Source organism: Mesorhizobium sp. AR07 (genome assembly GCF_024746815.1).
Classification (GTDB): domain Bacteria; phylum Pseudomonadota; class Alphaproteobacteria; order Rhizobiales; family Rhizobiaceae; genus Mesorhizobium.
In genome coordinates this window covers 598708-616174 of sequence record NZ_CP080525.1, presented here as the reverse complement: position 1 = coordinate 616174, position 17467 = coordinate 598708, and the positions used below count along the sequence as shown (strand labels likewise).

14 protein-coding genes are annotated in these 17467 nt (G+C 62.0%); 3 read left to right on the top strand and 11 right to left on the bottom strand.

Going from position 1 to position 17467, the window contains the following annotated elements; all coding sequences use genetic code 11:
• Positions 1-9: 9 nt before the first annotated feature.
• The 3 genes from BPNPMPFG_RS03225 to BPNPMPFG_RS03215 are packed head-to-tail and all read right to left on the bottom strand — an operon-like array spanning position 10 to position 2299.
• On the bottom strand, positions 10-921 hold the full coding sequence (locus tag BPNPMPFG_RS03225; RefSeq protein WP_258593227.1) for a hypothetical protein: 912 nt from the start codon (positions 919-921) through the stop codon (positions 10-12).
• A gap of 41 nt (positions 922-962) precedes the next feature.
• Positions 963-1631, bottom strand: a complete 669-nt coding sequence (locus tag BPNPMPFG_RS03220; protein WP_258593226.1) for an acetyltransferase — start codon at positions 1629-1631, stop codon at positions 963-965.
• 26 nt (positions 1632-1657) lie between these two features.
• Positions 1658-2299 carry a class I SAM-dependent methyltransferase gene (locus BPNPMPFG_RS03215; RefSeq protein ID WP_258593225.1) on the bottom strand — a complete coding sequence of 214 codons (642 nt, stop codon included), beginning with the start codon at positions 2297-2299 and terminating at the stop codon, positions 1658-1660.
• 270 nt (positions 2300-2569) lie between these two features.
• On the opposite strand from BPNPMPFG_RS03215, the gene BPNPMPFG_RS03210 reads away from it, so the two are divergent.
• Complete coding sequence (locus BPNPMPFG_RS03210; protein WP_258593224.1) at positions 2570-4114, top strand: B12-binding domain-containing radical SAM protein; 1545 nt, start codon at positions 2570-2572, stop codon at positions 4112-4114.
• A complete protein-coding gene (locus tag BPNPMPFG_RS03205; RefSeq protein ID WP_258593223.1) occupies positions 4111-5238 on the top strand; it encodes a DegT/DnrJ/EryC1/StrS family aminotransferase in 1128 nt (375 codons plus the stop codon). Before BPNPMPFG_RS03210 ends, BPNPMPFG_RS03205 begins: the two co-directional genes overlap by 4 nt.
• A gap of 75 nt (positions 5239-5313) precedes the next feature.
• On the opposite strand, the gene BPNPMPFG_RS03200 is transcribed toward BPNPMPFG_RS03205, so the two are convergent.
• The 7 genes from BPNPMPFG_RS03200 to BPNPMPFG_RS03170 all read right to left on the bottom strand — a co-directional run bounded on the left by BPNPMPFG_RS03200 (position 5314) and on the right by BPNPMPFG_RS03170 (position 12853).
• Positions 5314-5964 (bottom strand): YiaD family glycine zipper/OmpA-like lipoprotein, encoded by a 651-nt coding sequence (locus tag BPNPMPFG_RS03200; protein ID WP_258593222.1) that lies wholly within the window; start codon positions 5962-5964, stop codon positions 5314-5316.
• A 154-nt stretch (positions 5965-6118) separates the two neighbouring features.
• Complete coding sequence (locus BPNPMPFG_RS03195) at positions 6119-6487, bottom strand: GFA family protein (protein WP_258593221.1); 369 nt, start codon at positions 6485-6487, stop codon at positions 6119-6121.
• A gap of 159 nt (positions 6488-6646) precedes the next feature.
• On the bottom strand, positions 6647-7024 hold the full coding sequence (locus BPNPMPFG_RS03190) for a hypothetical protein (protein WP_258593220.1): 378 nt from the start codon (positions 7022-7024) through the stop codon (positions 6647-6649).
• 206 nt (positions 7025-7230) lie between these two features.
• The gene (locus BPNPMPFG_RS03185) at positions 7231-7632 is read right to left on the bottom strand and encodes a GFA family protein (RefSeq protein WP_258593219.1); all 402 of its coding nucleotides are present in this window, start codon (positions 7630-7632) and stop codon (positions 7231-7233) included.
• Between the two features lie 39 nt (positions 7633-7671).
• A protein-coding gene (prfB, locus tag BPNPMPFG_RS03180) for a peptide chain release factor 2 (protein WP_258593218.1) occupies positions 7672-8803 on the bottom strand; the annotation gives its coding sequence in 2 pieces (ribosomal slippage) (positions 7672-8736 and positions 8738-8803; 1131 coding nt in all).
• Positions 8804-8920: 117 nt separating this feature from the next.
• Positions 8921-11377 (bottom strand): penicillin-binding protein 1A, encoded by a 2457-nt coding sequence (locus BPNPMPFG_RS03175; RefSeq protein WP_258593217.1) that lies wholly within the window; start codon positions 11375-11377, stop codon positions 8921-8923.
• 213 nt (positions 11378-11590) lie between these two features.
• Positions 11591-12853, bottom strand: coding sequence for an N-acetylmuramoyl-L-alanine amidase (locus tag BPNPMPFG_RS03170; protein WP_258593216.1), 1263 nt, complete (start codon positions 12851-12853; stop codon positions 11591-11593).
• A 652-nt stretch (positions 12854-13505) separates the two neighbouring features.
• On the opposite strand from BPNPMPFG_RS03170, the gene BPNPMPFG_RS03165 reads away from it, so the two are divergent.
• Complete coding sequence (locus tag BPNPMPFG_RS03165) at positions 13506-16439, top strand: Rne/Rng family ribonuclease (RefSeq protein WP_258593215.1); 2934 nt, start codon at positions 13506-13508, stop codon at positions 16437-16439.
• 98 nt (positions 16440-16537) lie between these two features.
• On the opposite strand, the gene BPNPMPFG_RS03160 is transcribed toward BPNPMPFG_RS03165, so the two are convergent.
• The gene (locus tag BPNPMPFG_RS03160) at positions 16538-17467 is read right to left on the bottom strand and encodes a glutaminase (protein WP_258593214.1); all 930 of its coding nucleotides are present in this window, start codon (positions 17465-17467) and stop codon (positions 16538-16540) included.

Here is a 17467-nt window from a genome sequence, read left to right as displayed (position 1 = left end):
TGGGCCTGCTCATGTCAAATCGCGCGTTGCCCAGCCGATGCCGGCCTCGCCGAATCCGTTGCCATTGTAGAACATCACGTCGCCGGAGGGACGCTGCATGACGCAGCAATAAGCCTGCATCGAGCTGTCGAATTCGCCGGCGGCCGGCGGATTGCTGAAGATCACAGGCTCGGCTTCGCCGACGGTTCCCTCCCGGGCGTCCATGCGGCGGGAAAACAGTCGGTAAGCTTCGTTGCCGCTGGCGCGAAAGTCCCGCCCGCGCCGGCTGTACCACAGGCGCATGCCGCCAGCCTCATGCGTGATCCAGGGGCGCGTCTGACTGATACCGTCACCAAGGTCGTCAGAGGGGACGGCGATCGAGTGCGCTTCCCACACAATGGCGTCTGATGAATCACAGCTGCGCAGGACATATTCAGGTTCCCAAACGCCGTTTGTCTGCGCCCAGCCGGTGCCGCTGACATACCACATGCGATAGCCGTACTCGGTCGTTCCGACGAAGGGCGTCGACACGAAATACGGATCTGTCGGACCAATACCCCGGACCGGACCGGCAAATGCCTTCTTGAAACTCAGCCCATCATCGCTGATGGCGAGCCCGATGGCGATCTGGAAGCTGACATCGTTGCGTGGATAGACACCGGAATAATAGAGATGCACGCACCCACCAACCATCAGCGCGCAGGATGGCGCCAGCCCCGAGCAATCGAAGGTTCCTGGCGGCCCCCAACCCAGCATGGGATCGAGATGCTCGTCCAACACACGCATGCCGTCTTGCGGGTCGACATCGACGGCCAGAATGGATGACCGGTTGTCGCTGTTGCGTCCTGCGAAATAGATGCGCCACAGCCGAGGCGAAAGAGCGAGGACCGTTGGGGACTGGGCGTGACTGGCCCACCACCCATGCCCCGCTCTTACCGGCATCAGCAACCCCTGCCGGGTCCATTTCCTCGGATGGTCGGGCATCAGCGGAACTTCATCGACCTGATACGCGCGCTGGAATAGGGCTTCGGCAAGTCCGAGGGATGACGAACCACACTGTTGGGCGGCACGTCGCGCACGATCTTGCAACGGGACTCGATATAGCTTCCCGCGCCGATCGTGACGCCGTTATCGATGCCGGCCTGGCCACCAATCAGGCTGCAGGTGCCGATATGGACGCCGCTCGCCAGGCCCACCTGCGACGACACGAAGCAGAAGTCCTCGACGGTGGAGTGATGACCCACATGGCTGCCGCTCCAGATGATGATCCCCTCACCAAGGCGGACAAATGGCTGCAGCGTGCAGTTTTCGAGGATGAAGCAGTTATCGCCAACAGTCTCTGCCATATTGTGCGTCGAGGGGTGGATAAAGCGTGCAAAGCCGTATCCACGCGCCCTGCCTTCCCTATGCCTATCGCGGCGGAACTCGTTGAGGTTCTGGTAGCTGAGCGGACCGAGGAGCTTGACCCTATCAGGCGGAAAGTGCTCCTCAAGCCTTTCCCAGGCGACCACGGGAAGGCCTTTGAATTCAGTTTGCGTGAGGAAGTCTTCGTCAACGGTGAAACCGACGACGCGATCGTCGCCGAATCTGTCGAGATAGGCCTTGGCAACTTCAGCGAGCTGACCTGCCCCAAAAATAATCACATCCGCCATGCTGCCCCTGCGCCTCTATGTCGTTGTTATTCTTGGCCGCTCGTCGCCAATCGCTGACCGTCCGGCCATGCGGCGGCCTTGTAGACGTAAACAGTGTATTCGTAGAGTCCGTAGTCGGCGCGAATGACGTGATGGCGCGACAATTGACCGACGACAAAGCGGCTGATCCGGTCATAGGGCACGTGAAAGAGATCCTCGCGCTCCCAGTCGACGTGTTTCGACATCAGGTTGAAGGCTATTCCCTTGCGTGCGTGCGGGAACACCTTTGCCAGCAATCCGGTCATGGCATCGAACATGGTCTCGTAGGCGATGCCGCAGCGCTCCGTGAAGACACCGTTCATGATGATGTAGTCGGCCTCGGGCACAGCCGCCCCGCCCTGCATCACGTCCAGGCAATCAAAGGCCACGCCGGGATACTTACGCTGGCACAGGTCAACGAACCGCGCCGACAGATCGAGCCCCCGGTATCGCACCTTGCGATCGGTCTTACGCAGATAGTCGAGGAAATGACCGGCGCCGCAGCCGAAGTCGAGCAGATCGACTGGGCCGCGCTCACGCACCACCTCCGCCATGATGCGATAACGCGTCGCTGCCCCCTCGGCATCGGGCCAGTCGACCCCTTTAGGGGTATCTCCGTGGCGCGCAAAACACGCCTCGTAGTGAGCCACGAGTGCGTCATACGGGCTAATATCAGTCAATTGTAATGTCTCATGAAATTGCCGTATACGTTCGGCACGGCCTTGTATACCACGCTGTCAACGGCGTGAAACGCTGCCCCCAAAATCTCCGCTCGGATCGGCTCAAACACGATGCACAGTTCGCACCTCCCTTCGCCGCGCCGTCTTCGCGTTTGTCTCATCAATCCGCGCTTCCATCCTTCCATCTGGACCCGCGATGAAGTCCTTTCCATTCTACCCGGCGGCAAGCGCAGCTGGATCGTGACAGGCTCCTTGCCGGCACTGGCGGCCCTTGCTCCGGACCATTGCGACGTCGTCCTGGTCGACGAGAACGTTGAGGACATCGATTTCGAGCATATTGGCGACTTCGACATCGTTGGCGTGACCGGCATGATCGTGCAGCGCGACCGCATGTTCGAAATACTTGACCGGCTCCGTGACCTTCCGGTTACCGCGGTGGTCGGCGGTCCCTACGTCTCCGTAGCTGAATCGGAATTCGTCGATCGCTGCGACGTGCGCTTCGTCGGCGAAGCCGAGGAGACATGGCCGCGCTTCCTGACGGCTTTCGCCCAGGGTGAGGCAGTCCAACGGCGTTATGAGCAAGACGCCAAAACGAACATGGAGACAGTCCCGACACCGCGATACGACCTGCTGAAATCGGGACGCTATATGGTGGCATCGCTGCAGTTTTCGCGGGGGTGTCCCTTCTTGTGCGAATTCTGCGACATCATAACGATTTTCGGTCGTCGCCCGCGCCTAAAGTCGCCCGCGCAAATGGTCCTCGAGTTCGAGGCGATCGTGAAGGCGGGTTTCAGCACCTGCTTCCTGGTCGACGACAATTTTATCGGCAACAAGGCCAAGGCCAAGGAACTGCTGCGCGTTCTGATCGATTGGCAGCGGGCAAACAACTATCCGCTGGTCTTCTCCACCGAGGCCAGCATCAATCTGGGCGACGATGAGGAAATGCTCGACCTGATGCGGCTGGCCAATTTCCGCCAGGTCTTTGTCGGGATCGAATCGCCCCGCGCCTCGTCATTGGCCGAAACCAGGAAGGTTCAGAACGTCCGCGGCGACTCCATGATCGAGAAGTTGCAGCGCATCCGCGACAAGGGGCTGGTGATTCAGGCTGGCTTCATCGTTGGATTCGACGCCGATGACGAAGCGATCTTCGGCGAGCAGTTCGAGTTCATCCAGCAAAGTGGCATCGCGCTGGTGTCGGTAGCCATCCTGTGCCCGATTCCGACGACGCCACTTTACGACCGGCTGAAAACCGAAGGCCGGCTGGATCTCAGCGACCCTCATGTCAGCTTTCATCCCAAGAGCATGACACGCGACGCCCTCAAGGCCGGCTACGACAGGCTGGTGCGGCGTCTGTACGAGCCGGACGCCTATTTCGATCGCCTGGTGAATGGCTATGCCGGATCACCGGGTTTCCGTCGCAGCCGGGCATCCCAGGCGACCCTGATTGGAAGAAAGCGTTCCGGCGTGAGCCGGCTCGCGGAGCTGGCTGGCGCTGCGCTGATGGCCGCCCGCCTTGTTGGGACCCTCCTTGCCAAGCGACGCGCGATATCGCTTGGCAGCGCCTATGTCAGGCACTGGCGCCGCAACCGTCGTCTCTGTGGCCGGGAGGCGATATCATTCGCCAGTTTCGTGCTTCTTTGCGCCGATCATTGGCATTTTTACACCATCTCGCAGACCAGCATCAGTTTCCAGATCGGCAGCAGCCGGCCCGAAACCTTGCGACCTTTGCCCGCCAATGAAGATCTCTATCTGAGCAAGATTACCGACGGCCGCAAAGCTTCATGACGAGCAAATTGTGGGATGCCGATCCCGACCCGGCGCCTGATGTCCCGGTCGCGCGTCCGCGCCTGCCGACGGCCGACGATATCCTGCCCTATCTGCGCGAGATCGACGCAAACCGCTGGTACAGCAACAACGGTTCGCTGAATCAGCGCTTCCAGGAAGCTCTCAGGGCTCGGATCGCGGCTGGCCATGTCGTGTGCCTGGCAAACGCAACGCTGGGGCTGGCACTGGCATTGATGGCGCAGAAACCGGCGAAGGGCAGTCTCTGCATGATGCCGTCCTGGACCTTCGCCGCCAGCGCGCACGCGGCGGTCCTTGCAGGGCTCGTTCCCTGGCTTGTCGACGTGGACCCGAACACCCAGCAATTGTTGCCCGAGGCGGCGGCGGAACTCCTGCGCCAGGCTCCCGGCAAGGTCGGAGCAGTCATGCCGGTCATGCCGTTCGGCGGCCCGCTGGGCGCTGCGAACTGGGATCGGTTCAAGGGCGATACCGGTCTTGCCGTGGCAATCGACGCGGCCGCGGCCTTCGACACGTTGACGCCATCGCGGGTTCCCGCGGTCGTCAGCCTGCATGCCACCAAGGCACTCGGCATTGGCGAAGGTTGCTTCATTGCGTCCGATGACGGCGCCCTGATCGACGAAATTATGAAGGGGGCCAATTTTGGTTTTGCAAATTCGCGCGAGGCGGCCGCGCCGGCGTTGAATGGCAAGCTCAGCGAGTATGGCGCGGCCGTCGGCCTCGCCGCACTCGAGGCCTGGCCACACACGCGGGCCGCCTACAGACGCGTTGCCACAGGCTATCGCCGCTGGCTGGGCTCGATTTCCGGGCTGAGCTTGCCGGATGGATTCGGTGAACGGTGGATATCCTCCACAGTCACTGTCGGCCTGCCCATCGGCTCGATGGATCGGACACTCACGGCGCTGATGGACGCAGGAATTGGTGTTCGCCGGTGGTGGGGTGGCGGTCTGCATCGGCACGCAGCCTTCGAACATTTTCCCAGAGCGCCGCTGCCGGTCACCGAGATGCTTGTCGCGACTCAACTGGGACTGCCCTGCTGGACCGATCTTCCGGATGAAGCGATCTCACGCATCTGCTCCATCCTCGGCGAAGCGGTGACCGCAGGCTGACGCGAATGTTTTGAGTGGTTCGCAACGCAAAAACGGCCCCACGCGGGGCCGTTTTTGTGTTCAATCCGGCCTTGCTCAGGTGAGCGGCGACAGCTGGATCTCGACGCGGCGGTTCTGGGCGCGGCCTTCGGCCGTGGCATTGGATGCGACCGGGCGTGTCTTGCCAAAGCCGGTGACGGCAAAGCGGCGCTGATCGACGCCCTGGCCCGACAAATAGTTGGCGACGGCCAGCGCGCGACGCTGCGACAGATCGAAATTGTGCTGCTCGCCACCGGTCGAATCGGTGTGGCCGAAAACGTCGACCGTGGTCTGCTTGAACTTCTTCAGCACCAGCGCGACCGAGTTCAGCACCTGGTAGAAGCCGGGCTTCACCGCATCCTGATCGACGTTGAAGGTGATGTCGGACGGCATGTTGAGGATGATCTGGTCGCCGCTGCGGGTGACGCTGACACCGGTGCCCTGGAGCTGCCGCCGCAGTTCGGCCTCGTTCTGGTCCATGGTGGCGCCGATGGCACCGCCTGCAAGCGCGCCGATGCCGGCGCCGATCAGCGCGTTGCGGCGGTCGTTGCCGCCCGCAAGCAGGCCAAGGCTGGCACCAGCCAGGGCGCCAAGGCCGGCACCCGCTGCCGTGTTGGAAATCTTCTGGTCGCCGGTATACGGATCGGTGGTGGTGCAGGCGCTCACGAGCACAGCCGTCGCCACGACGACGAGCACAGTCTTTTTCATAGGATCGTCCCTCTCCAAGTCACGCCATTGCGATGGCGCCAAATCAGCCCTTCCCGCGACTTGTACCATGAATTGCGGCGAAATACGGAACGGCAAAAGCGCCCGCAACGGCTTTTCCCCGGTGCCAATTCACCGGGTTGGCCTCATGGCGAGGCTACCAGAGATTCTTGCCGTCGATGACCACCACCTCGACCTTGTCGAGATCGAAATCATCGAACAGCCGCGAATTGACGCTGATCTTGGGATTGTCGAAATCCGGCTCGCCGGTCGACCAGTCCGGCGTTTGCGTAAAGGTGCCGCAACCGCATGTCGCGCAAAAACCGTGCTTTACGGTTTTCGACCCCCATTGGTAGACGGAAACGTTCTCCGGTGGGCTGGTGAGCTTGAATTGCGACGGGATGTAGTAGGCCCAGAGCGAGCCGCGTTTCGAGCAGAACGAACAGGTGCATTGCGTCACCGTCCGCGGTGCCTGCGAAACCTCGAATGTCGTCGCCTTGCAATGACAGCTTGCCTTGATGGTCATCAACGAACTCCCTCAGTCGCCCGCCGCCTCGTGCGGCAAGAGCAGCATAAAGAGGCGCTCCTGACAACTGTCTGTCAGCAGATCGCCAGACACGCTGGCGCGGTCCCGAAAACGACGCGCCGGCCTAACCCGTTCGCCGAAATCCAGACTGGAAACCGTCTAGTAGGACGATGGCGGCACGAACAGGCAGATGGTCTTGCCGGCATCGAGCCCGGCTTCATGCGCGCACCAATGGAATTCGCCGTCGGGCGAATCCTTGATTCGTCTGTCGCTGTAAGCCAACACCTCCCCGGTGTCCTTGATGACATAGCCCTCCGGGCGCTCGCTGATCGAAGTCTGCGACACTTCATGGCAATCGTAGTTGGCACAGCAGGCGAACGGATAGCTCCAGCCTTGCGGCTTCGCCGCGGTCGGCTTGGCGTCATGCGCCGACGCCGGCGCCGTTAGGACCACGATCGCAAAAGTTGCGCACAGAGGGATGAGAAGCTGGCCAACCGATTGAACGGCGAAGGCCGATCTGGAACTGGCGGCAAACATGGGAACGTTCCTTTCAAACGAGGTTCAAGCGTTTCGCTTGCCCGTTCCCGGAACGTGTCTTCCCAGCGGCCAGATCGTCAGCGTGCAGATATGCCGCGCCCGGCCATAAATGCTTTTGTCTCCCCTCAATGCCGTGATGGTGAGCGCAAATGTGAGTCGCCGCAAGAAATTGCTACGTGGCCGGCAGACGCCTATTCGTCGACAGCTCAGACCACATGCTCTTCATATTGCGGCAGGTCGTCGGTGATGGTGAACCAGCCGGCCTTCGAGCCGACGAAAATATGCGCGGTCGGGCGAATGGACGGATCGTCGACAAGGGTGCCCATGGCGACATGGAAAAAGGTCCCTTCGCGCACAAGAGAATAGATCAATGAGCCGCATAGCCCGCAGTGCGCGTCATGGCCGCTTTGGTCGCCAAAGACCAGAAGCTTGTCCTCGCCTTCGCTCAAGGCAAGCTTTTCGCGCTCGATGCCTGCGAACGGCTTGAAGGCCGAACCCGTGGTTCTCCGGCAATTGGAACAGTGGCAGTTGGCCGCGTAAACAAACTCGTCCCGAACGGCGTATTGCACAGCGCCGCACAGGCATTTTCCGACAAGCTTGCGCGCCATCGTCCAATCCAGGTCTGTGTGAAGCCGCGGTTCTAAGGCCTAGTCAATATCCGCCACCGCTTCACCCGCACCGCCCTCGATGCGCTGCGACAACGAGGCTTCCATGAAATCGTCGAGGTCGCCATCGAGCACGCTCGACGGGCTGGTGCTTTCGACGCCGGTGCGCAGATCCTTCACCAGCTGATAGGGCTGCAGCACATAGGAGCGGATCTGGTGACCCCAGCCGATATCGCTCTTCGACGCTTCGGTGGCGTTGGCGACCGCCTCGCGCTTCTTCAACTCTTCCTCGTAGAGGCGCGAGCGCAGCATCTCCCAGGCCTTGGCCTTGTTCTTGTGCTGGGAACGTTCGGCCTGGCAGGCGACCGCGATGCCGGTGGCAAGGTGGGTGATGCGCACGGCCGAATCGGTGGTGTTGACGTGCTGGCCGCCCGAGCCTGACGAGCGATAGGTATCGATGCGGACATCGGATTCGGACACATCGATGTCGATCGTGTCGTCGATCACCGGGTAAACCCAGATGCTGGCGAACGAGGTGTGCCGACGCGCATTGCTGTCGTAGGGTGAAATGCGCACCAGGCGATGAACGCCCGATTCCGTCTTCAGCCAGCCATAGGCGTTGTGGCCCTTGATCATCAGCGTGGCGGACTTGATGCCGGCTTCTTCGCCGTCATGCATTTCCAGCACTTCGACCTTGAAGCGGCGCCGCTCGGCCCAGCGCGTGTACATGCGCAAGAGCATCGAGGCCCAGTCCTGGCTTTCGGTGCCGCCGGCGCCGGCGTGGACTTCGAGGTAGGTGTCGTTGGCGTCGGCCTCTCCCGACAGCAGCGTCTCGACCTGGCGGGCCTTCGCTTCGCCCTGCATCGAGCGGATCGCGGCCTCGGCCTCGGCGATGACGCCCTCATCGCGCTCTTCCTCACCGAGCTCGATCAGGCCGATATTGTCTTCCAGCGCCTGCGTCAGGCCTTTTACCGAGGCGATACCTTCCTCGAGGCCCTGGCGTTCGCGCATCAGCTTCTGCGCTTCCAGCGGTTCGTTCCAGAGGCTGGCGTCCTCGGCACGCACATTGAGGTATTCAAGCCGCTTTATGGCCTGATCCCAGTCAAAGATGCCTCCTCAGCAGGGTAATCGCCTGCCTGATCTCGTCGACAATATTCTGCGTTTCCGCGCGCATGGCTGGCCGTTCTGTCCTGTTTGCTGAAATCGGTCGGCGCGATACATAGGGAGGCCGCCGCCGGCTGTAAAGCAAAATGGGCTGGCGCAAGGCCAGCCCATCCGCTCATGAAAATCGTCAGTAAAGGCCGCCGCCGCCAGACTGAATGGCCTGGTTGGCCTGCGGTGACAGCGCGCCGCCGGTGGCATTGGAACCGTCGGCGCCCATGCCGATCACCCAATAGCTGTCGGCGGGCCCGGTGCCCGGCTTGAAGGCTTCGATGATGGTGCCGGGATCACCCGAGGCCGCACGCATGCCGGTCTTGCGATTGATGGCGACCAGGTTCATGCCCTCCGGCACCTTGAAGTCGACATTGGGCGTGCCGTCCAGCGCCACGCGCATGAAGTCCTTGAAGATCGGGGCGGCGAGACCACCACCCGTTGCGCCATGGCCGAGGCCGCGCGGCGTGTCGTAGCCCATGTAGAGACCGACGACCAGGTTTGGCGTGTAACCGATGAACCAGGCGTCCTTTTCGTCGTTCGTCGTTCCGGTCTTGCCGGCGATGTGGCGGCCGAGTTCGCCGATGGTGGCGCCGGTGCCGCGTTGCACGACACCTTCCATCATCGAGGTGATCTGATAGGCGGTCATCGGATCGAGCACCTGCTCGGAATTGTCGACCAGCTCCGGCTCCGGCTGGTTCTGCCATTCTTGCGCATTGCAGCCCTGGCAACCGCGTTCATCCTGCTTGAACACCGTCTTGCCGTAGCGGTCCTGGATGCGGTCGATGAGCGACGGCTTGATCGACTTGCCGCCATTGGCCATGATCGAATAGGCCGACACCATGCGCATCACGGTCGTTTCGCCGGAGCCCAGCGCCATCGGCAGATACGGCGCCAGATGGTCGTAGACACCGAAGCGCTCGGCATATTCGACGACCAGCTTCATGCCCATGTCATTGGCAAGTCGCACCGTCATCAAATTGCGCGACTTCTCGATGCCGGAGCGCAGCGTTGCCGGACCAGCGACGGTGCCGTCATAGTTCTTCGGCGTCCAGGTCGTGTTGCCGCTCTGGATGGTGATCGGCCCGTCCATGATCACCGAGGCCGGCGTATAGCCATTGTCGAGTGCGGCCGAATAGACGATCGGCTTGAACGAGGAGCCTGGCTGGCGCATGGCCTGGGTAGCGCGGTTGAATTCGGACTGCGCGTAGGAGAAGCCGCCGACCATGGCCAGCACGCGGCCGGTATGCGGATCCATGGCGATCAGGCCGCCCTCCACCTCGGGAACCTGGCGCAGGCTGTAGGCGCCATCGGCGCCATCGTTCTTCTGCACAAAGATGACGTCGCCCGGCTTCAGCACATCCGCCGGCGACTTGGCCTTGACGGTCTTGCCGTCGACGAGATGGCGCATGGCGAAACCCATGTCGTCCTTGCTGACGGTGCTTTCGACGCGTTCCTTGACGATATCGCCCGACGCCTGGCGCGCGGGCTGCAGGCCGATCGACAGGCCGGTCGCCGAACTGTCGAGCACGACGGCGAGCGACCATTCGGGGACATCCTCCAGCCCCTTGACGTTGCCCAGCGGCACGCCCCAGTCACCGGACACGTCGATGGTCTTCACCGGCCCGCGATAGCCGCGCAGCGTATCGTATTTCATCAACCCGTTCTGCATCGCCTTGCGGGCGATGAGCTGAACCTTCGGATCGAGCGTCGTGCGGACGGAGAGGCCGCCTTCGTAAAGCGCATTCTCGCCGTAACGGGCAATGATCTGGCGGCGCACCTCCTCGGTGAAGTACTCGCCGGCGAAAAGATAGGTACCGTTGCGGCGCGGCGTCACGCCCAGAGGCTCGGCCTTGGCCTTTTCGCCTTCGTCATGCGTGACATAGCCATTCGCGACCATCTGGTCGACGACCCAGTTGCGGCGCTCGATCGCGCGATCGGCATGCTTGAAGGGGTGGTAGTTGTTCGGCCCCTTCGGCAGCGAAGCCAGATAGGCAGCCTCGGCAACGGTCAGCTCGTTGACCGACTTGTCGAAATAGGTCAGCGCCGCGCCGGCGACGCCATAGGCGCCGAAACCGAAGAAGATTTCATTGAGGTAGAGCTCGAGAATACGATCCTTGGGATAGGCCTGCTCGATGCGGAAGGCGAGAATCATCTCCTTGATCTTGCGCTCGTAGGTCTGGTCCGAGGACAACAGGAAGTTCTTCGCCACCTGCTGGGTGATCGTCGAGGCGCCGACCTGGCGCCTGCCCGAGCCAAAATTCTGCAGGTTGACGATGACAGCGCGGCCAAGGCCGGTGATATCGATGCCGGGGTGGTTGTAGAAGTTCTTGTCTTCCGCGGACAGGAAGGCCGCCTTGACACGATCCGGTATGGCCTGGATCGGCAGGTACAGGCGCCGCTCACGCGCATATTCGGCCATCAGCGCGCCGTCCGACGCATGGATGCGGGTGGTCACCGGCGGCTCGTATTTGGCCAACACCTCGTAATCGGGCAGATCTTTCGACAAATGGCCGATGTAGATCGCAACGCCCGCCGCGACCAGAAGGGCCAGCGTCGTGCCGATGCCGAAAAAATAGCCAATGAGACGAATCATACCCGCTCCAGTCCTTGGTTCGGGAATTTCCTAAACGAAGCCGCCTTTCGCGCAAGCTTTCGAGCCGGTCCCAATCCGTAATCGAAAACCCATGTCGCGACCATGTGGACAAAATACGGCAATGCCTGAATTCGTGACCGCAAGCCGGAAATAAAGGCACCGGGTGTTGTCGTCGTGCAACGCTGCCTCTGGTTGCAGGCGCCGCCGGGCATCTCAGCCCCCGGTTCCCGGTCCGGTTCGGGCGGAAGCAAACAATGCGACGGCGTTGGTGATGCTTTGAGCCGCCTTGCCGCGCCAATCGGCATCGAGCAGCTGTGCTTCGTCCTTGGCGTTCGAGAGATAACCGAGTTCCACCAGTACGGATGGCACGTCAGGTGCCTTCAGCACCTTGAACCCGGCCGAACGTTGCGGATTGTTGATAAGGCCGACGCTGGTCGAGAGCTGACCGACCAGCGTGTGGGCGAAACTCATCGAGAAATTGTGCGTTTCGCGGCGGATCAGATCGATCAGGATGTCGGTCACTTCCTTGTTATCGTTCTTGATTTCCATGCCGGCGAATTGATCGGAGAGGTTCTCGCGGTCGGCAAGCGCCTGCGCCTCGGGATCCGAAGCCCTGTCGGAAACGGTGTAGACGGTGGCGCCGCGAATGCCTTTGACGCTGATGGTGTCGGCATGGATGGAGATCAGCAGGTCGGCCTCATGCTGGCGGGCAATGCGCACGCGATCATCCAAACGCAGGAATTCGTCGGTGTCGCGCGTCATGAAGACATCGTAGTTGCCGACGGCCGCGAGTTTGTCGCGCAACTCCGTGGCGAAGGCCAGAGTGATATCTTTCTCGATGGTGCCGTTCAGGCCCTCGGCGCCGCCGTCGATGCCACCATGACCGGGATCGATCACGACGGTGAAGCGGTGGCCCGGATTGGAGACCGGTCCGGTGCCGACTCGCCCTCCCTTGTCGGCCGAAACCGTCGATCCGGTGGTCAGCGCCTGATTGGCAAGTGCTGCGTCGAACTCGCGCTCGGAGGCGGCCGACATGTCGATGGCTATGCGGTAGCCGGTTCCGTCCTCGTTCTTGAGCACGTCGAGCTTGTCGACGGCGAACGGTCCCTTGCCGGTGAGGATCAGTCGCGAAACGCCCTCGCCGAGCGCGCCCAGGCGCACGCTCCTGACCAGGCCGCGCGCCTTCAAGTCCTTGGCGTCAATGGCAAATCTCGTATTGGCAAGATCGATGACAAGGCGGTTGGGACCACGCAACAGGAACCATTTGATATCAGGTTCGCGATCGAAATCCATGACGATGCGCATCTTGGTGGCATCGCCCCCCATCTTGTAGCTTTTTGCCACGAGCGGCGCGTCGGCGGCACTGGCAATGGAAGACAAGGCGCAAGAGATCGCCAGCAGCAGCAAGAGGCAGAAAGCACGGACGATCTGGCCGCCGACACGACATCCCTTGTCTGTGAAGTCTGCCCGTCCCATCTTTCTTCCAGTCGCTCCGGTTTGGCGCCAGGCGCCGGTCGTTTCGTCGAAATGCCGGTCAGGCCGCGAACTCGATTAACGATTGGTATCCAGAGAAGGTTAACCAAGCCTTTTCATGCAAGGGTCGGAACCTGTACTTCCGTTACGGAACTGCTTTTTGCCGGCATCGGAAATCGGGGTTGCCTTCCACCCCGCCAAATCATAAAAGCGATGGTGGATCACTGCAATCCTGGAACCGCCCTCCTCCGCAGCTTCCTGCTACAGGGTCAGATGAAAAGGCGGCTCCTTTCGCTTCACGCGAAAAGGCCTCAGGTGATCGCGACGAATTTCGCAGGTGTGCGCCCGTGGCGGGGGAATCGCCTGCGTGAGGAAAACGGCCGGGTTTGTTCCCGCGCCGGCTCTGTATGAGCAAACAAGCTGGTCCGGTTCGTCCGGGCTTTGGTTCAAAAGGTTCTGCTGGTGACGATGGCTTCAAGCGCAATCATGGAAAGGTCCGCATCAAACCGCGCCATTATGGCTGCGGGCGGCACCGCCATGGCGCTCAAGCGGCGGCCGGCGGACATTCAGACATCCGGCACCCACACTCCAGACACGCAGCAGCGGGCATTGCCTCGCAAGCTGCGGCTGACGGCTGCCGGGAGGAAACGAAATAATGCCCAACAAAATGCTGATAGACGCCTCCCACCCGGAGGAAACACGCGTTGTCGTCGTTCGCGGTAACCGAATTGAAGAATTCGACTTTGAATCCCAGGACAAGAAGCAGCTCAAAGGAAACATCTACCTCGCCCGCGTAACGCGCGTCGAACCTTCCCTTCAGGCAGCTTTTGTCGAATATGGCGGCAACCGTCACGGTTTTCTCGCCTTCAGTGAAATACACCCCGATTACTATCAGATTCCGGTCGCCGACCGTCAGGCACTGCTGCGCGCGGAAGCGCAGGAGGCTGAAGACGAGGAGGACGAGGATGGCGACGGTGAAGATCGGCAGAGCCGCGATCGCGGACGGCGCGGACGCCGGCGCGGCGGCAAGAGCCGCGACCGCGGCGAGCACAAGCGCGATGCAGGCGAAGCTGCCGGCGAGCATGGCGAAGACGGCGACAATGGCGACATCGTTGTCGAGGAGATCTCCCACACCTCCGAGATCATCGAACACGCGGCCGATACTTCAGAACATTCCGATACGTCCGGCCATGATGAAGGTTCATCTGAGCAGGACGAGACCGAAACACGCGAAGGCGGCCCAACATCGATCGCCGCCTCGGTCGAAGGCGATGTGATTTCCGAAGCCGTCCCGCAGGCGGAACAGGGCAGCGAAGCGACGTCCGGCGACAATGATCGCGGCATGCTGGAAGAAGTGCAGTCCTCGCATCCGGACGATCACGAAGTCGAATCGGTCGGCGCCGAGGATGCGCTGGAAGAAGTGCGCAACCGCCGCAAGCCGGTGCGCCGCCAGTACAAGATCCAGGAAGTGATCAAGCGCCGGCAGATCCTGCTGGTGCAGGTCGTCAAGGAAGAGCGCGGCAACAAGGGCGCCGCGCTCACCACATATCTGTCGCTTGCCGGCCGCTATTCGGTACTGATGCCCAACACGGCGCGCGGCGGCGGCATTTCGCGCAAGATCACCAGCGCGGTCGACCGCAAGCGCCTCAAGGAGGTCGTTGCCGATCTCGAAGTGCCGCAAGGCATGGGCGTCATCCTGCGTACCGCTGGCGAGAGCCGCACCAAGGCCGAGATCAAGCGCGATTACGAATATCTGATGCGGCTGTGGGAAAATGTCCGCAATCTCACCTTGCAGTCGACGGCCCCTGCCCTAGTCTATGAGGAAGGCAGCCTGATCAAGCGTTCGGTGCGCGACCTCTACAACAAGGATATCGACGAGATTCTTGTCTCCGGCGAGGAAGGCTACCGCGAGGCCAAGGACTTCATGCGCATGCTGATGCCGAGCCACGCCAAGGTGGTTCAGCCATTCCGCGACACGACGCCGATCTTCGTGCGCAATGGCATCGAGGCACAGCTCGATCGCATGCTGCAGCCGCAAGTGACGCTGAAGAGCGGCGGCTACATCATCATCAACCAGACCGAAGCGCTGGTCGCCATCGACGTCAATTCGGGCCGTTCCACCAAGGAGCACTCGATCGAGGACACCGCGCTCCACACCAATCTGGAAGCGGCCGAGGAAGTCGCGCGTCAGCTTAGATTGCGCGATCTTGCCGGCCTGATCGTCATCGACTTCATCGACATGGAGGAGAACCGCAACAACCGCTCCGTCGAGAAGCGGTTGAAGGATCACCTCAAGAACGACCGGGCGCGCATCCAGGTCGGCCGTATCTCGCATTTCGGCCTGATGGAGATGTCACGCCAGCGCATCCGCGCCAGCGTGTTGGAATCGACCATGAAGCCCTGCCCGCATTGCGGCGGCACCGGCCATGTGCGCTCCGATTCGTCGGTCGCGCTGATGGTGGTGCGGGCGATCGAGGAATTCCTGCTCAAGGATTCGCGCAGCCACATCACGGTGCGGACGCCAGCGGCGACCGCGCTCTACGTGCTCAACCACAAGCGCGGCACGCTGGTGGAACTGGAAAGCCGCTTCGGGTTGACCATCACCGTCGAGGCCGACGATTCGGTCGGAGCGCAGCACTATGCGATCTTCCGCGGCGCGCTGGCTGAAAAGCCGGAAGGCTTCGTCGAGGCGCGCAGCTTCCCAGCCTATGTCGAGGCGGAAGAGCCCGAGGACGAGGTCGTCGTCGTGGAGGAAGACGACGAGGCACCGGTGCAGGCCGAGCAGCCACGCCAGCAGCCGCAGCAACAACAGCCGCGGCCTGCCGCAGCCGGTGGCGGCGAGGAAGGCGAAGGCCGTGACCGCAAGCGTCGCAAGCGCCGGCGGCGTCGCGGCGGCAAGGATCGCGATCGCGAACATGGCGCGCCGACGGACGGGACTGCCATCTCGGCCCCGGCCGATGAGTTCTCCGACTCTGCAACCACTGCCAGCGATGGCGACGCGGAGGCGGGCGACGACGCCCCTCTCGGTGTTGCCGAAACGTCTGAAACGGTTGAGGCTTCGGACGACGGCCAGGGCAAGAAGCGCCGGCGCGGCAAGCGCGGCGGCAAGCGCAACCGTCGCGAAGACGGTGAAGGCGAGACCGAGGCAGGTGCCGGCGAAACCACTGAAGCGTCCGATGGCGACGTTGCAGAAAGTGTGGTGGTCGCTGACGTGCCAGTCGTTGCCGCACCGGCTGAAGAGCCCGTGGCGCTAGCTCCGGCCAATGACGACGCGCCGAGCACCGAAAAGCCGAAGAAGCCACGTCGCGCCGCCAAGCCGAAGAAGGCCGCTGCCGAGGTTGTCGCCGAGGAGCCGGTTGCCGAAGCGGTCGCGGAAGTTCCTATCGTGACGCCGGTCACCGCCTCCGACGAGGCAGTGCCAGTGACCGTGGAGGCGGCACCGAAGGCCCGCCCGTCACGGCGCAAGGCGGCGGCAGTGGATGCGCCGGTCGTGCCGGTGGTGTCCTCGACCGTTGCCGACGAACCGGCGGCCAAGACCGAAGACAAGCCGAAGCGCGCCGGCTGGTGGCAGCGAAAGGGCTTTTTCTAGGCCTTTCAGCCACTTGAAATGATTTTCTGACAAAAAGAATCCCGCGCCGATCGAAAGACGGCGCGGGATTTTTCGTATCTACTGGCGGTCACCAAACGCTACGGCGCGAAGATCGACCAGTTCATCATCCTGGCCAGCTTTTCCAGCGCGATCGAGCCCAGCTTGGAATTGCCGTTGGCGTTGAGGCCAGGCGACCAGACGGCGAGCGACGCCACGCCCGGCACGATGCCCAATATGCCGCCGCCAACGCCGCTCTTGCCGGGAATGCCGACGCGGAAGGCGAAATCACCGGAGCCGTCATAATGGCCGCAGGTCAGCATCATCGCGCCAATGCGGCGCGCGCGCTCGGCCGACACCACGGAATGCCCAGTCGCCGGATTCTTGCCGCCATTGGCGAGGAAGCGGCCGGCGAGCGCCAACTGCCGGCAGCTCATGGCGATGGCGCAGTGATGGAAGTAGACGCCCAGCGCCAGCTCCGGCGCATGGTTGAGATTGCCGAAGGATTTCATATAGTTGGCAAGAGCGAAGTTGCGATAGCCGGTGGCGCGCTCGGACGCCGCGACGTCGCGGTCGATAATGATCGTCTCGTCATCGGCCAGGAACTGGATGAAGCGCAGGATTTCGCCGATCGCCTCACGCGGCTGGTGGCCGGCAAGCAGGATGTCAGAAATGACGATGGCGCCGGCATTGATGAACGGATTGCGCGGAATGCCGTTCTCGTGCTCGAGCTGGACGATCGAGTTGAACGGATTGCCCGACGGCTCGCGTCCGACCCGCTGCCACAACGCATCGCCGACATTGCCGAGCGCCAGTGTCAAGGTGAACACTTTCGAGATGCTCTGGATCGAAAAGGCTTGATCGGCGTCACCCGCCATCAGCACGCGGCCGTCATTGGTGACGGCGGCGATGCCGAATTTTTTTGGATCGACCTTTCCCAACTGCGGAATGTAGGTGGCGACATCGCCGCGGTCCGTACGCTCGGCCATTTCGGCTGCGACTTCGGCTAGCGCCTGTTCGAGTTCCGGCAT

Excerpts from the sequence above, each read along its gene's own strand:
- BPNPMPFG_RS03225 (WP_258593227.1), bottom strand. The coding sequence starts at position 921 with ATGCCGGTAAGAGCGGGGCATGGGTGGTGGGCCAGTCACGCCCAGTCC.
- BPNPMPFG_RS03220 (WP_258593226.1), bottom strand. The coding sequence starts at position 1,631 with ATGGCGGATGTGATTATTTTTGGGGCAGGTCAGCTCGCTGAAGTTGCC.
- BPNPMPFG_RS03205 (WP_258593223.1), top strand. The coding sequence starts at position 4,111 with ATGACGAGCAAATTGTGGGATGCCGATCCCGACCCGGCGCCTGATGTC.
- BPNPMPFG_RS03200 (WP_258593222.1), bottom strand. The coding sequence starts at position 5,964 with ATGAAAAAGACTGTGCTCGTCGTCGTGGCGACGGCTGTGCTCGTGAGC.
- BPNPMPFG_RS03195 (WP_258593221.1), bottom strand. The coding sequence starts at position 6,487 with ATGACCATCAAGGCAAGCTGTCATTGCAAGGCGACGACATTCGAGGTT.
- BPNPMPFG_RS03190 (WP_258593220.1), bottom strand. The coding sequence starts at position 7,024 with ATGTTTGCCGCCAGTTCCAGATCGGCCTTCGCCGTTCAATCGGTTGGC.
- BPNPMPFG_RS03185 (WP_258593219.1), bottom strand. The coding sequence starts at position 7,632 with ATGGCGCGCAAGCTTGTCGGAAAATGCCTGTGCGGCGCTGTGCAATAC.
- BPNPMPFG_RS03175 (WP_258593217.1), bottom strand. The coding sequence starts at position 11,377 with ATGATTCGTCTCATTGGCTATTTTTTCGGCATCGGCACGACGCTGGCC.
- BPNPMPFG_RS03170 (WP_258593216.1), bottom strand. The coding sequence starts at position 12,853 with ATGGGACGGGCAGACTTCACAGACAAGGGATGTCGTGTCGGCGGCCAG.
- BPNPMPFG_RS03165 (WP_258593215.1), top strand. The coding sequence starts at position 13,506 with ATGCCCAACAAAATGCTGATAGACGCCTCCCACCCGGAGGAAACACGC.
- BPNPMPFG_RS03160 (WP_258593214.1), bottom strand. The coding sequence starts at position 17,467 with ATGCCGGAACTCGAACAGGCGCTAGCCGAAGTCGCAGCCGAAATGGCC.